Here is a 13,968-nt window from a genome sequence, read left to right as displayed (position 1 = left end):
GAAACTCTCGGCATATCCGGAAAACAAAAAAGGCGGCCGGTAAGGGCCACCTCCATAACGCTGGAGATTTTGATTTCTCTCAATATAGACCGATCACCGCCCCCGGGCAAGGGCGGCGATCGTCCGGCGGCGGCTCAGCCCGCCGCGATGCGGCTGATCTGCTGCTTCATCGCGTCGAGCAGGGCACTCACCTCGCCGCCATGATCGTTGATCACGCTGGAATAATCGGAGCGCTCGGTGATCCTGAGCGACGTGCCCTCGACCACGACATCGACGATGCGCGGCGCGCCGCCCACCGTATCCACGACCCATTGCACATCCGCCGGCGACTGGCCCGGCCGGGTGACGGTGGTGGCGACCATCTGCCCCTCCGGCCCGGGCTTCGCCCCGTCCACCGCGAAGGTCACACCCTTGTAGGCGCGGATCTGGTTGGTGATGTTGTAGGCCAGCGTCTGGTGGAACAGATGCAGGTATTCCTGCTGCTGCGCCGGCGTCGCCACCCGCCAGTAGCGGCCGAGCACGAAGCGGCCGATCTGGTCGACCGCGACGATGCGGTCCACCAGCGCGCGCAGCTTGGCCGACTTGGCCTGGTTCGAGCCAGGCCCGTTGACGATCGAGACGAGCTGGTCGCCGGACTGCTTGATGAAGTCCCGGGCCGTCGTCGCGTCCGGTGCCGCGGCCAGGACGGTCGCGGGCAGCGCGCCGAGCATCGGCAGCACGGCGAATGCGCCGAGCAGAACGCGGCGGAAGGAAGCAGCCATGAGGGGAAATCCTTTCTGCTGTGGGTCGTCCCTGAAGCCCTACGGCGCGCCGTAGGGGCGCGGATGCATCGCGTTCCGCTCTTTCGCCGGATACCAGGCCGGCGGAGTCGCGATGTCGCGCTCGTTGATTGTCTTCAACTGTGCGGCACGATGTTGGCGATAAAGGCTCCGGAATGTGGCATAGGGGTCGAGCGACGATTTCTTGATGTTGCCGATCGTGCCGATCAGGTTGGCCCGCGTGTTGACCACGCCGAGCCCGTCCGAGCCATAATTGAAGATGGTCAGGCCGGTCGAGGGCGGGGCGGCGGCGGTGGGCGAGAGAAACAGCCCGGCGGGCAGCACCGCGGCATCCCGCAGGTCGGACGGGCCGGCGAAGGGCAGATAGAGATACGGCCCTTCCGGCACGCCATAGCCGGCCAAAGTGAGGCCGAGATCGGTATAGACCCGCCGGTAGCCGAGCGCGCCCGCGGGGTCGAAAATGCCGCCGATCCCCACCGTCGAGTTGAGGAGGAAGCGGACCAGCGTGGTTCCGGCGTCGCGCGGCTTGCCGGCGGCCATGAACTCGACGAGCTGCGCCGGCGCATCCATGTTGTTCATGAAATCGCCGACATGCTGGCGGATCGCCGGGGTGGTGACATGGCTGTAGCCCACCGCCACCGGCCGCAGCGCATAGGCATCCAGCACGTTGTCGAACCGGTAGAAGGCCTGGTTCGCCGGTTTCAGCGGATCGTTCTGCTGGCGATAGGCCTCGTAGGCCGCCTGGTTGCTCCGCGGCGGCGGCGTGGCGCAGCCGGCGAGCAGAACCGGCACGGCCAGCAACGACAGCAGCGATGTCTTGACGATACCCACGAGCCTCTCCTTGTCTCGGCGTCCGGAACGGCGCCGCATCGTTGCGTGGCGTCCGCCCGGGGGTCTGCCCGACCGGCGCGCACGCTCTATATCGCCGGTATGTAGCGTCGCGGCCGGGCGGATCAACAGCGCCTCTCGCCGCGGGCCAGCCTTGCCACCGGCGGCACTTGCTGCCACGAGACGACCGAGGAGTTTTCGATGAGTCACACCCCGCCCCGCGCCGTCCTGGAACGCTGGCTGTCCGGCCCGCGCATCGCCCCGCTGCCCGCCCGCGCGCAGCCGGCCCAGGCCCCGGCGATTTCGTTCGAATTCTTCCCGCCCAAGACCGAGGCGCTGGAAACCCAGCTCTGGGCCTGCATCCGCCGGCTCGAACCGCTGGCGCCGCGCTTCGTCTCGATCACCTACGGCGCCGGCGGCTCGACGCAGGAGCGCACCCACGCCACCGTCACCCGCCTGGTGCGGGAAACCACCCTTGTTCCGGCAGCGCATCTGACCTGCGTCGGCGCCTCGCGCGGCGAGGTGGATGATGTCGCCCGCCGCTACTGGGATGCCGGCGTGCGCCACATCGTCGCCCTGCGCGGCGATCCGCCGGGCGGCACCGCCTATGCGCCGCATCCCGAGGGCTACGCCTATGCGGCGGATCTCGTCGCCGGCCTCCGCCGCGTCGCCGATTTCGAGATCTCGGTTGCCGCCTATCCCGAAACCCATACCCAGGCGGCAAGTCCGCAGGCCGATCTCGACAACCTCAAGCGCAAGCTCGATGCCGGGGCAACGCGGGCGATCAGCCAGGTCTTCTTCGAGACCGGCCATTTCCTCGACTTTCTCGACCGCGCGCTGGCCGCCGGCATCACCGCGCCGATCATCCCCGGCATCATGCCGGTTTCGAATTTCGCCCAGGCGAAGCGGATCAGCGAGATGGCCGGCACCCATGTCCCGGCCTGGATGGGCGAGATGTTCGACGGGCTGGACGACGATGCCGAGACCCGCAAGATGGTCGCCGCCAGCATCGCCGCCGAGCAGGTCCGCACGCTGCAGGCCAACGGCATCGACGAGTTCCATTTCTACACCCTCAACCGCGCCGACCTCACTTACGCGATCGCGCGCATCCTGGGTGTGAAGCCGGCCAGGTGAGCGACTATCTCGACAGGCTGAACACCGCCCAGCGCGAAGCCGTCGAGGCGGTGGACGGGCCGGTTCTGGTGCTCGCCGGCGCCGGCACCGGCAAGACCCGCGTGCTGACCACCCGCTTCGCCCATATCCTCCTCACCCGCCGCGCCTTTCCGAACCAGGTGCTCGCCGTCACCTTCACCAACAAGGCGGCGCGGGAGATGCGCGAGCGCGTCTCCGCCCTGCTCGGCGAGCCGGCGGAGGGGCTCTGGCTCGGCACCTTCCACGCCCTCGCCGCGCGGATGCTGCGCCGCCACGCCGAGCTTGTCGGCCGCACCGCGAATTTCTCGATCCTCGACCCCGACGACCAGCTCCGCCTGCTCAAGCAGGTGATGGAAGCGCGGCGGATGGACGTGAAGCGCTTCACCCCGCAAGGGCTGATGGGCACGATCCAGCGCTGGAAGGATCGCGGCCTGCTGCCGGACCAGGTGCCGCGCGAGCTGGATATCGACTGGGGCGCCGAATCCGCGCGCGATCTCTACGCCGCCTATCAGGAGCGGCTGCAGGCGCTGAACGCGATGGATTTCGGCGACCTGCTGATGCTCGCGACCGACCTGCTGAAGCGCGAGCCCGAAATCCTCGCGCAATATCACCGCCGCTTCCGCTACATCCTGGTCGACGAATACCAGGACACCAACCTCGTCCAGTATTACTGGCTGCGCCTTCTGGCCCAGGCCTCGAAGAACATCTGCTGCGTGGGCGACGACGACCAGAGCATCTATTCCTGGCGCGGTGCGGAGATCGAGAACATCCTGCGCTTCGAGCAGGATTTCCCAGGTGCGAAAATTGTCCGGCTGGAGGCGAATTACCGCTCGACGGCGCCGATCCTGCGCGCCGCCTCGGCGCTGATCGCGCATAACGAGGGACGGCTCGGCAAGACGCTGCATGCCGGGCGGAACGATTCCGAGGGCGAGCAGGTCGAGGTGCTCGCCTTCTGGGATTCGGACGAGGAAAGCCGCGCCGTCGCCAGCCGGATCGAGGCGTTGCGCGCCGACGGCCACCGTCTCGCCGAATGCGCGGTGCTGGTCCGCGCCGGCTTCCAGACCCGCGGCTTCGAGGAGCGCTTCATCACCATCGGCCTGCCCTATCGCATCGTCGGCGGCCTGCGCTTCTACGAGCGGGCGGAAATCCGCGACGCCATCGCCTATCTGCGGGTGCTCGCCCAGCCGGCGGACGATCTCGCCTTCGAGCGCATCGTCAACACGCCCAAACGCGGCCTCGGCGACACCGCGCTGCGCACGCTGCACGACCGCGCCCGCGCCGATGGCGTCCCGCTCGCCGAGGCCGCCGCCCGCGTCGTCGCCGAGGGCGGGCTGCGCGGCAAGGCGCGGGACGGGCTGCGCGACCTGCTCGCCCAGTTCGCCGAATGGCGCGAGACCCTGCGGCTCGATGGCCATGTCGTCGCCCTCTCCACCCTGCTCGATGCGAGCGGCTACATCGCGATGTGGCAGGAGCAGAAAACGCCCGAGGCGGCCGGCCGGATCGAGAACCTGAAGGAGCTGGTCCGCGCCGTCGCCGAGTTCGAGACGCTCGGCGGCTTCCTCGAACATGTCGCCCTTGTGATGGACAACGACAACGAGCCGGACGACGACAAGGTCGTGCTGATGACGCTGCACGCGGCGAAGGGGCTGGAGTTCGACAGCGTGTTCCTCCCCGGCTGGGAAGAGGGCGTGTTCCCCAACCAGCGCTCCCTCGACGAGGGCGGCGGCCGCGCGCTCGAGGAGGAACGGCGCCTCGCCTATGTCGGCATCACGCGGGCGAAGCAGCGCGCCATCATCTCCCACTGCGCCAACCGCCGGATCTACGCCAACTGGCAGAGCAGCGTGCCATCCCGCTTCATCGAGGAACTACCGGAGGACGCGATCCGCACCGGCGGCTCCGCGTCACTCGCGCAGCGCAACGCGCCGCCCGTCTTCGCCACCGCGCGCCCGCTGGTCGCCGCACGGCGGGCGAGCGGCGAGCACGCCGATGCCTGGGCCGCCACCCCGCGCCCACCCCGCACCGACAGGATCACCGAAGGAACCCGCGTGTTTCACCAGAAATTCGGCTATGGCGTCGTGATCGACGCGGAAGACGACCGGCTCGACATCCGGTTCGACAATGCGGGCGAAAAACGCGTGCTCGACCGTTTCGTGGAACGGGCGTGATGGCGCGGGGGAGCGCGGAAATGCTCGAGCGCGTCACCGTGACGGTGCCGGAGTCAGCACTCGAATCCTTCGAGGCGGCGCTGGCTTCCTGCTGCCGCAGCGTCGGCTTCTTTCTCGACGAGGCGAACGATACCTGGATCGTCGAAGGGCTGCGCGAGCCAGGCGGCGCGGATGGCGACCTCGCCGCCGCCCTGCTGCTGGCCGCGGCCGCGAGCGGCGTCAGCCCCGCGGTCGAGCGGGCGCTGGTGCCGGCCGGCGGCTGGCTCGCCCGCAGCTACGAAGGTTTCCCCGAACAGCTCATCGGACGCCGCTTCGCCATTCGCGGCACCCATGTCACAACCCCGCACGTGCCCGGCCGCATCACCATCCTGCTCGATGCCGGCCTCGCCTTCGGCACCGGCGAACACGGCTCGACGCGCGGCTGCCTGCTGGCGCTGGAGCGGCTCGCGAAACGGCGCGCGCCGGGCCGAATCCTCGATCTCGGCACCGGCTCGGGCATTCTCGCCATCGCCGGAGCAAAGATCTGGGGAAAGCCGGTCCTCGCCACCGATATCGACCAGCGGGCGGTCCGGGTCGCCAGCGCCAACGCGGCGCTCAACGGTGTCGCTCCGCTGCTGCGCGTCATCCGCTCGGAGGGCTGGTCGGCGCCGCTGCTCGCCCGCCGCGCGCCCTATGATCTGGTTTTCGCCAATATCCTCGCCCGGCCGCTGGTCGCCATGGCGCATGAACTGGCGGCGCATCTCGCCCCCGGCGGCACCGCCATTCTCGCCGGCCTGCTCGGCCGTCAGGCGCGCTGGGTGATGTCGGCGCATCGCCGCCACGGCCTCGTCCTCAAGGGCCGGATCGACGACGGCGAATGGACAACGCTGATCCTCGGCAAGGGCCGCCTGGCCCCGGACAGCAGAAACCCGGGCTGAGGCTGGCCGCCCGCCCGGGTTTCTCCAGTCATTCGAGCGCGATGGATCAGATCGGGCGCTTGAACGTCCCGTTCAGCACGGCGCGGATATCGGCGCGGCCGATGCCGAGATCCGCCAGCTCGCGGTCGCTCAGGCTCTGCAGTTCACGATAGGCCTCGCGCGCGGCGCGGCGCTCGGCGAACCAGGCGCCAATGCGGGCGAACCCGTTCGCCGCCAGCCGGGCGCTGTCGACCAGAGCCGCGTCGATCGCTGCGGTATGGGCCGCCATCGTGTTGGCGGCCGGGACAGTGCGCTTGTTGTGTGTCGTGGAAGACATGATACTTCACCGTTGTTTAAGGAGCCAAACCTCGATGCGGACAGTCATTGCCGTGCCATCCGTCACCGTGTTTTCGCAGTGCAACATAAGGGCGGCGACTTGGTTTGGGGAGCGATACGTTGCTTTGTCAGCCATGCGTAAAATCGATGGGAATTTTATTAAGATATGATGAAAACGCAGATCGGTTCCCTCCGAAACACGCTGCGCGCACAGGGGCTCGACGGCTTCATCCAACCGCGGAGCGACGAGTTCCTCGGTGAATACGTGCCCGACTCGGCGGCGCGGCTGGCCTTTCTGACCGGCTTCACCGGCAGCGCCGGCCTCGCCATCGTGCTGGCCGACCGCGCCGCCGTCTTCTCCGATGGCCGCTACACGCTGCAACTCGCCGAGCAGACCGATCCTGCGATCTGGGAGCGGCGTCACATCGTCGAGACCCCGCCGGTCGAATGGCTGAAAGCCGCCGCCCCCGGCGCGCGGATCGGCTACGATCCCTGGCTGATGACGGCCAACGCCGTCGCCGTCTATGCCGATGCCGGGTTCACCATGGTGCCGGTGGCCAACCCGATCGACCCGCTCTGGACCGACCGCCCGGCCCCGCCTTCCTCGCCCGCCCTCGCGCATCCGCAGGAACATGCCGGGGAGTCCGCCGCCGCCAAGCGCGCCCGCATCGCCGAAACCATCGCGCAGGACGGGGCCGACGCGGTCATGCTGACCGACCCGCACGCCGTCGCCTGGCTGTTCAACCTGCGCGGGGCGGACCTGCCGCATACGCCGATCGTGCTCTGCTTCGCCCTGCTCCGGCGCGACGCCACGGCGATCATCTTCATCGACCCCGCGCGGGTGCCGCCGGCGACGCGCGCGCATCTCGGCGCCGGCGTCGAGATCGTCCCCCGCGCGGCGCTGGAACAGGGCCTCGCCGCGCTGCGCGGCCAGCGCGTCCGCCTCGACCCGGCGACGGCGCCGATCCGCTTCAGCCAGCTGCTCGGCGATGCCGGGGCGATCACGGTTTCCGGCGGCGATCCCTGCGTCCTGCCGCGCGCGATCAAGAACCCGACCGAGCAGGAAGGCGCCCGCGCCGCCCACCGGCGCGACGGTATCGCGCTCTGCCGCTTCCTCGCCTGGTTCGCCGAAACATCATCCGAAGGCGGCCAGACCGAGCGGAGCGCGGCGGCGCAGCTGCTCGCCTGCCGCGCCGCCGCCCCGGGCTTTCACGGCGAGAGCTTCCCCGCCATTTCCGGCGCCGGCGAGCACGGCGCCATCATCCATTACAGCGTCACCCCCGCCTCGGACCGGCCGATCCGCCGCAACGAGATCTACCTGATCGACAGCGGCGGCCAGTATCCCGATGGCACGACGGACGTGACCCGCACGCTCTGGACCGGGCCGGACGCGCCGCCGCAGGCGCTGCGCGACCGCTTCACCCGCGTGCTCGCCGGCCATGTCGCCCTCGCCCGCGTGCGCTTCCCGCAAGGCACGTCGGGCCCGCAGCTCGACGCGCTCGCCCGCGCGCCGCTCTGGGAGGCGGGGCTCGATTTCGATCACGGCACCGGCCACGGCGTCGGCTCCTATCTCTCGGTGCATGAGGGGCCGGTGAGCTTCCACCGGCTGGCGAAGCCGGTGCCGCTGGCCCCCGGCATGATCCTGTCCGACGAGCCCGGCTATTACGAACCCGGCGGCTACGGCATCCGGCTGGAAAACCTGCTGCTGGTCGTCCCGGCGCCGGTCGAGGGTGCGAAACCGTTCCTCGAATTCGAGCCGCTCACCCTCGCCCCGTTCGACCGCCGGCTGATCGACCCTGCCCTGCTCACCCCCGCCGCCCGCGCCTGGCTCGACGCCTATCACGCCCGCGTGCTGGCGACGATCGGCCCGGATCTCGGCGCCGCGGCGCGCGCCTGGCTCGAAGCCGCCTGCGCGCCGCTGTAATGCCGCGATAAACTCAGCCGACCGAGGCCCGCAGCGCCGCCCCCGCGGCCAGCGGGGCGATCGGCAGGAACAGCGCGAGCAGCCCGCCGAGCATGGCCAGTTCGGCGAAGGGCGACTGCGCCACCGCCCCCGCCGCGCCGAAGATCACCGCCGGGATCATCAGCGGCAGGGCGATCAGCGGCAGCAGCACCGTGCCGCCGCGCGCGCCCAGCGTCACCGCCGCACTCATCCCGCCCACCAGCGAGAGCAGCATCGTCCCCGGCAGCAGCGTCGCCAGCAGCTGCGGCACCGCATCGCCGCCGAGCCGCAGCATGATCGCGACCGGCCCGGCGATGAGCAGCAGCGGCAGCCCCGTGGTCAGCCAGTGTCCGACGATCTTGCCGAGCGCCACGGCGCTGGCCGGCAGGCCGGAGAGCATCAGCTGGTCGAGCGAGCCATCCTCGAAATCGGCGGCGAACAGCCGGTTGAGCGGCAGCAGCGCCGCCAGCAGCGCGATCACCCAGACCACCCCCGGCGCGATGCCGGACAGCACATTGGCCGAGGGCCCGATCGCGAAGGCGAACAGGCTCGCCGCGATCACGAAGAACAGGAGCGAGGCAACCGAGTCGCCGGCATGGCGGAGGGCGAGGATCAGCTCGCGGCGGATCAGCGCGAGAAAGGGTTTCATGCCGCCTGCCCCGCAAGGTCGAACGGCCGCGCGCCGGGCAGGTCGAGCGGCAGATGCGTCGCCGCGATCACCATGCCGCCAAGGCCGAGATGCCGCGCGATATTGGCTTCGAGCCGCCGCACCGAGGCGGCGTCGAGCCCGGTGGTCGGCTCGTCGAGCAGCCAGAGCGGTGCGGCCGAAAGCGCGAGGCGCGAGAGCGCCAGCCGCCGCCGCTGCCCCGAGGAGAGCAGCCGCGCCGGCAGATCGGCGAACCGTTCGAGGTCAACGCTGGCCAACGCGGCCAGCACCTCGGCGCGCGGGCGCCTGCGGTCGAGGCCGAGATTTTCCGCCACGCTCAGCCCCGGCTTGATCGCGTCGGCATGGCCGACGAAGCACAGCCGCGCCGCGTGCAGCGGCGGATCGTCGAGCGCATCCGCCCCCTCCCACAGCAGCGCGCCGGCGGCCGGCGGCGTCAGCCCGGCCACCAGCCGGATCAGCGATGACTTCCCCGCCCCGTTCGGCCCGACCAGCACCAGCGCCCCGCCCCGCTCCAGCCGGAACGAGATGTCGCGGAACACGAGACGTTCGCCGCGGATCGCGGCGAGGCCCTTCGCTTCCAGCATGGCTAGCGACCGGCGCAGGACATGGACGCGGGGGCCACGCCGTGATTAAAGCGGCGCGAAACCGGGTTTTGCTGCGGCGCAACGCGCCGCAGTGGCGCGCGAAGAGGAGCGAACGCGATGAGCATGATCGGACGGGACAGTCTGCAAGTGGAAAAGACGCTGAGCGTCGATGGAAAGGACTACGCCTATTTCGCACTCAATGCCGCCGCTGAAAAGCTCGGCGACATTTCCCGCCTGCCGCGGACACTGAAAATCCTGCTGGAGAACGTCCTGCGCTTCGAGGACGGCTCGGCCTGCACGGTCGATGACGCGAAGGCGCTGGTCGAGTGGACCGCGCAGGCCCATTCCGACAAGGACGTGCCGTTCCGCCCGGCGCGCATCCTGATGCAGGATTTCACCGGCGTGCCGGCGGTGGTCGATCTCGCGGCGATGCGCGACGGCATCCTGCGCCTCGGCGGCAAGGCCGAGAAGGTCAACCCGCTGGTCCCCGTCGATCTCGTCATCGACCACTCGGTGATGGTCGACGTGTTCGGCCGCAAGGACGCGCTGGAAAAGAACGTCGACATCGAGTTCGAGCGCAACGGCGAGCGCTATGAATTCCTCCGCTGGGGCCAGGAGGCGTTCGACAATTTCCGCGTCGTCCCGCCCGGCACCGGCATCTGCCACCAGGTCAACCTCGAATATCTCGCCCAGACCGTCTGGACCTCGGCGTCCAACGGCAAGAGCTATGCCTATCCGGACACGCTGTTCGGCACCGACAGCCACACCACGATGGTCAACGGCCTCGGCGTGCTCGGCTGGGGTGTCGGCGGCATCGAGGCCGAGGCCGCCATGCTCGGCCAGCCGATCGCCATGCTGATCCCCGACGTGATCGGCTTCCGCCTCACCGGCAGCCTGCGCGAGGGCATCACCGCGACCGACCTGGTGCTCACCGTCACCCAGATGCTGCGCAAGAAGGGCGTCGTCGGCAAGTTCGTCGAATTCTACGGCGAGGGTCTCGACCACCTGCCGCTGGCAGACCGCGCGACGATCGCCAACATGGCGCCGGAATATGGCGCCACCTGCGGCTTCTTCCCGGTCGATGGCATCACGCTCGACTACATGCGCCTCTCCGGCCGCGACGAGCACCGCATCAAGCTGGTCGAGGCCTATGCCAAGGCCCAGGGTCTGTGGCGCGAAGGCGCCGACCCGGTCTTCTCCGACACGCTTGAACTCGATCTCTCCACCGTCGAGCCCTCGCTCGCCGGGCCGAAGCGCCCGCAGGACCGGGTGGCGCTGTCGCAAGCCTCGTCCGCCTTCGACGCCGAGCTGACCAAGGGTCTCGGCGTTCCCGCCGGCAATGTCGGCGCCACCGCCGAGGTGAAGGGAAAGAATTTCTCGATCACCCATGGCGACGTGGTGATCGCCGCGATCACCTCCTGCACCAACACCTCCAACCCTTCGGTGCTGATCGCCGCCGGCCTCGTCGCCCGCAAGGCCCGCGCCCTCGGCCTCACGCCGAAGCCCTGGGTCAAGACCTCCCTCGCCCCCGGCTCGCAGGTCGTCACCGAATATCTCAACCGCGCCGGCCTGCAGGACGATCTCGACGCGCTCGGCTTCGAAACGGTCGGCTATGGCTGCACCACCTGCATCGGCAATTCCGGCCCGCTGGATGACGCGATCGCCGATGCGATCGAGGACAACAAGCTGGTCGCCGTCTCGGTGCTGTCGGGCAACCGCAATTTCGAGGGCCGCGTGCATCCGAACGTGCGGGCGAACTACCTCGCCTCGCCGCCGCTGGTCGTCGCCTACGCGCTGCTCGGCACCATGCGCAAGGACATCACCAAGGACCCGATCGGCAAGGACAAGAACGGCAACGACGTCTTCCTGAAGGACATCTGGCCGACCACCGTCGAGATCGCCGCGATGGTGCAGTCCTCGCTCACCCGCGAGATGTTCCTCGATCGCTATGGCGACGTGTTCAAGGGGCCGAAGCAGTGGCAGGCGATCGCCGTCGAGGGCGAGTCGGACACCTATCGCTGGTCCGACAGCTCGACCTACGTCAAGAACCCGCCCTATTTCGAGGGCATGACGAAGGAGCCGGCGCCGGTGAAGGATATCGCGGGCGCGCGCATCCTGGCCCTGCTCGGCGACTCCATCACCACCGACCACATCTCCCCGGCCGGCTCCTTCCGCAAGACCACCCCGGCCGGCGAATACCTGCTCGAGCGCCAGATCCAGCAGAAGGACTTCAACTCCTACGGCTCGCGCCGCGGCAATCATGAAATCATGATGCGCGGCACCTTCGCCAATATCCGCATCCGCAACGAGATGCTGGACAATGTCGAGGGCGGCTACGCGAAGCACTTCCCCTCGGGCGAGCAGCTGTCGATCTACGACGCGGCGATGCGCTACCGCAACGAGGGCGTGCCGCTGGTGGTCTTCGCCGGCCGCGAATACGGCACCGGCTCCTCGCGCGACTGGGCGGCGAAGGGCACCGTGCTGCTCGGCGTCAAGGCGGTCGTCGCCGAAAGCTTCGAGCGCATCCATCGCTCGAACCTGGTCGGCATGGGCGTGCTGCCGCTGGTCTTCAAGGATGGCATGACCCGCAAGACGCTGGAGCTGAAGGGCGACGAGACGATCGACATCGTCGGCCTCGAAACCCTCTCGCCGCGCATGGATCTCGACATGGTCATCCGCCGCGCCAACGGCACGACCGACAAGGTCTCGCTGCTCTGCCGCGTCGATACCGCCGACGAGGTGCTCTACTACCAGAACGGCGGCATCCTGCATTACGTGCTGCGCAACATGGCCAAGGCCGCCTGAGCGCGACCCCGCCGCCCCTTGACGGGGGCGGCCGCATGACGGCTTGAAGAGAGGCCGGCGCCGGAATCACGGCGCCGGCCTTTTCGCTGTCGGGAGGAAGAATGACCAAGGAACGCGTGCTGGTCACCGGAGGGGGAGCGGGCATCGGGGCGGCAACCGCCGCCCGCTGCCGCGATGAGGGCTACGAGGTCGTGGTGATCGACCGGGTGGGCGATGGCATCGTCGCCGACCTGTCCGACCCGGCCGCGACCGAGGCGGCCCTGGCCGAGGCGCTGCGCGGCGGGCCGATCACCCGGCTGGTCAACAATGTCGGCACCGTCCGCCCCGCCCCGGTCGAGGCGCAGACCGTCGCCGACCTCGACGCCGTGGTCTCGCTCAACCTGCGGTGCAGCCTGCAATGCGTGCAGGCGCTGCTGCCCGGCATGAAGGCGGCGGGGTTCGGCCGCATCGTCAACATCGCCTCGCGCGCGGCACTGGGCAAGGAAGACCGCACCGCCTATGCCGCGACCAAGGCGGGGCTGATCGGCATGGCGAAGGTCTGGGCGCTGGAACTCGGCCGCTTCGGCATCACCGCCAACGCCGTCGGCCCCGGCCCGATCCGCACCGAGCTGTTCGATCGGGCAAACCCGCCGGACGATCCGCGCACCGCGGCGATCATCGAGGCCATCCCGGTCCGCCGGGTCGGCACCCCGGCGGACGTCGCGCACGCGATCGCCTATCTGCTCGACCAGCGCAGCGGCTTCGTCACCGGCCAGGTGCTCTATGTCTGCGGCGGCATGACGGTCGGCGCCGCCGGAGCCTAGCGTCCCGAACCTGAAATCCGGTGGATTTCAGATTCAACGTGGACACTAGAAAAAGCAATAATCTAGTGGCCCGCTTGTCCCTGAAATTCCCCCAACGAATTTCAGGAACAGGGCACTAGAGCATCATCCGATCGGATGGAGTCATCTGATCGGAAACCGCTCTAATCCGCGGCGGCGAGCGCCAGTTCCGCCATCTCGCCGGCAAACGCCCGGTGCGGCGCCGGCCGGCCGATCGCGTGATGGTCGAGCCCCGCCGCGCGCATCGCCGCCGGGTCGAACACGTTGCGCAGATCGACGACGACGCGCCCGCGCATCATCGCGCGCAGCCAGTCCGGCGCAAGGGCGCGGAACTCGTTCCACTCGGTCACCAGCACCGCGCCATCCGCGCCGGCCAGCGCCGCCGCGGCTCCCGGCGCATAGACCACCCCGTCCGGCAGGTCCCGCCGCGCCTGCTCCATGCCGGCCGGATCGTAGGCCACCACCTCGGCGCCAAGCTCGACCAGCCGGTGCACGATGGGGATCGCCGGGGATTCGCGCATGTCGTCGGTCTCCGGCTTGAAGGTCAGGCCCAGCACCGCGATCCGCCGCCGCCGCACCGTGCCGCCGAAGGCTGCGAGAATCCGCCCGGCCATCGCCGCCTTGCGCGCCTCGTTCACATTCACCACGGTCTCGACCAGCCGCGCCGGCGCGTGCGCATCCTGTGCGATCCGCATCAGCGCCTGGGTATCCTTCGGGAAGCACGAGCCGCCGAAGCCGGGGCCGGGATGCAGGAATTTCGGGCCGATCCGCCGGTCGAGCCCCATGCCGCGGGCGAGTTCGTGAACATCCGCCCCGACCTGCTCGCACAGATCCGCCATCTCGTTGATGAAGGTGATCTTCATCGCGAGGAAGGCGTTGGTCGCGTATTTGATCAGCTCCGCCGTCTCCAGCCCGGTGCGGAGCAGCGTCACCCCGGCCGGGTTGAGCGGGCGGTAGAGCGCGCGCAGCACCGCCTCGGCCTGCGCGCTGTCG

12 protein-coding genes are annotated in these 13,968 nt (G+C 69.3%); 6 read left to right on the top strand and 6 right to left on the bottom strand.

Annotation, left to right across the window (positions count from 1 at the left end; all coding sequences use genetic code 11):
* Positions 1 to 134: 134 nt before the first annotated feature.
* Both ACIDOCELLA78_RS000000108450 and ACIDOCELLA78_RS000000108445 read right to left on the bottom strand, forming a co-directional pair.
* Complete coding sequence (locus ACIDOCELLA78_RS000000108450; RefSeq protein ID WP_201729208.1) at positions 135 to 761, bottom strand: phospholipid-binding protein MlaC; 627 nt, start codon at positions 759 to 761, stop codon at positions 135 to 137.
* 39 nt (positions 762 to 800) lie between these two features.
* A complete protein-coding gene (locus ACIDOCELLA78_RS000000108445; RefSeq protein WP_249676234.1) occupies positions 801 to 1,610 on the bottom strand; it encodes a VacJ family lipoprotein in 810 nt (269 codons plus the stop codon).
* A gap of 198 nt (positions 1,611 to 1,808) precedes the next feature.
* On the opposite strand from ACIDOCELLA78_RS000000108445, the gene metF reads away from it, so the two are divergent.
* The 3 genes from metF to ACIDOCELLA78_RS000000108430 are packed head-to-tail and all read left to right on the top strand — an operon-like array spanning position 1,809 to position 5,841.
* Complete coding sequence (gene metF / locus ACIDOCELLA78_RS000000108440; protein WP_201729206.1) at positions 1,809 to 2,741, top strand: methylenetetrahydrofolate reductase [NAD(P)H]; 933 nt, start codon at positions 1,809 to 1,811, stop codon at positions 2,739 to 2,741.
* Positions 2,738 to 4,924 carry an ATP-dependent helicase gene (locus ACIDOCELLA78_RS000000108435; protein ID WP_201729205.1) on the top strand — a complete coding sequence of 729 codons (2,187 nt, stop codon included), beginning with the start codon at positions 2,738 to 2,740 and terminating at the stop codon, positions 4,922 to 4,924. Before metF ends, ACIDOCELLA78_RS000000108435 begins: the two co-directional genes overlap by 4 nt.
* A complete protein-coding gene (locus ACIDOCELLA78_RS000000108430) occupies positions 4,924 to 5,841 on the top strand; it encodes a 50S ribosomal protein L11 methyltransferase (protein ID WP_201729204.1) in 918 nt (305 codons plus the stop codon). The genes ACIDOCELLA78_RS000000108435 and ACIDOCELLA78_RS000000108430 overlap by 1 nt, the downstream gene beginning before the upstream one ends.
* Positions 5,842 to 5,887: 46 nt before the next feature.
* Here ACIDOCELLA78_RS000000108430 and ACIDOCELLA78_RS000000108425 read toward each other — a convergent pair whose 3' ends face one another.
* Complete coding sequence (locus ACIDOCELLA78_RS000000108425) at positions 5,888 to 6,157, bottom strand: DUF1127 domain-containing protein (protein WP_201729203.1); 270 nt, start codon at positions 6,155 to 6,157, stop codon at positions 5,888 to 5,890.
* 165 nt (positions 6,158 to 6,322) lie between these two features.
* Here ACIDOCELLA78_RS000000108425 and ACIDOCELLA78_RS000000108420 point away from each other — a divergent pair, with 165 nt between their 5' ends.
* A complete protein-coding gene (locus ACIDOCELLA78_RS000000108420; protein WP_201729202.1) occupies positions 6,323 to 8,080 on the top strand; it encodes an aminopeptidase P family protein in 1,758 nt (585 codons plus the stop codon).
* 13 nt (positions 8,081 to 8,093) lie between these two features.
* Here the strand turns inward: ACIDOCELLA78_RS000000108420 and ccmB are convergent, their stop codons facing one another.
* Together ccmB and ccmA are read right to left on the bottom strand one after the other, a co-directional pair.
* Positions 8,094 to 8,747, bottom strand: a complete 654-nt coding sequence (gene ccmB, locus ACIDOCELLA78_RS000000108415) for a heme exporter protein CcmB (RefSeq protein ID WP_201729201.1) — start codon at positions 8,745 to 8,747, stop codon at positions 8,094 to 8,096.
* Positions 8,744 to 9,349 (bottom strand): heme ABC exporter ATP-binding protein CcmA, encoded by a 606-nt coding sequence (gene ccmA / locus ACIDOCELLA78_RS000000108410; protein ID WP_201729200.1) that lies wholly within the window; start codon positions 9,347 to 9,349, stop codon positions 8,744 to 8,746. Before ccmA ends, ccmB begins: the two co-directional genes overlap by 4 nt.
* 117 nt (positions 9,350 to 9,466) lie before the next feature.
* On the opposite strand from ccmA, the gene acnA reads away from it, so the two are divergent.
* Together acnA and ACIDOCELLA78_RS000000108400 are read left to right on the top strand one after the other, a co-directional pair.
* The gene (gene acnA / locus ACIDOCELLA78_RS000000108405) at positions 9,467 to 12,154 is read left to right on the top strand and encodes an aconitate hydratase AcnA (RefSeq protein WP_201729199.1); all 2,688 of its coding nucleotides are present in this window, start codon (positions 9,467 to 9,469) and stop codon (positions 12,152 to 12,154) included.
* A gap of 101 nt (positions 12,155 to 12,255) precedes the next feature.
* Positions 12,256 to 12,957 (top strand): SDR family oxidoreductase, encoded by a 702-nt coding sequence (locus ACIDOCELLA78_RS000000108400; protein WP_201729198.1) that lies wholly within the window; start codon positions 12,256 to 12,258, stop codon positions 12,955 to 12,957.
* Between the two features lie 161 nt (positions 12,958 to 13,118).
* Here ACIDOCELLA78_RS000000108400 and ACIDOCELLA78_RS000000108395 read toward each other — a convergent pair.
* The coding region (locus tag ACIDOCELLA78_RS000000108395; RefSeq protein WP_201729197.1) for a UDP-glucose/GDP-mannose dehydrogenase family protein at positions 13,119 to 13,968 on the bottom strand (850 nt) is incomplete at its 5' end.

The sequence above is a fragment of the Acidocella sp. C78 genome, from assembly GCF_907164655.1.
The sequence above is the reverse complement of the archived record's forward strand: the minus strand, read 5'-3'. Positions and strand labels throughout refer to the sequence as shown.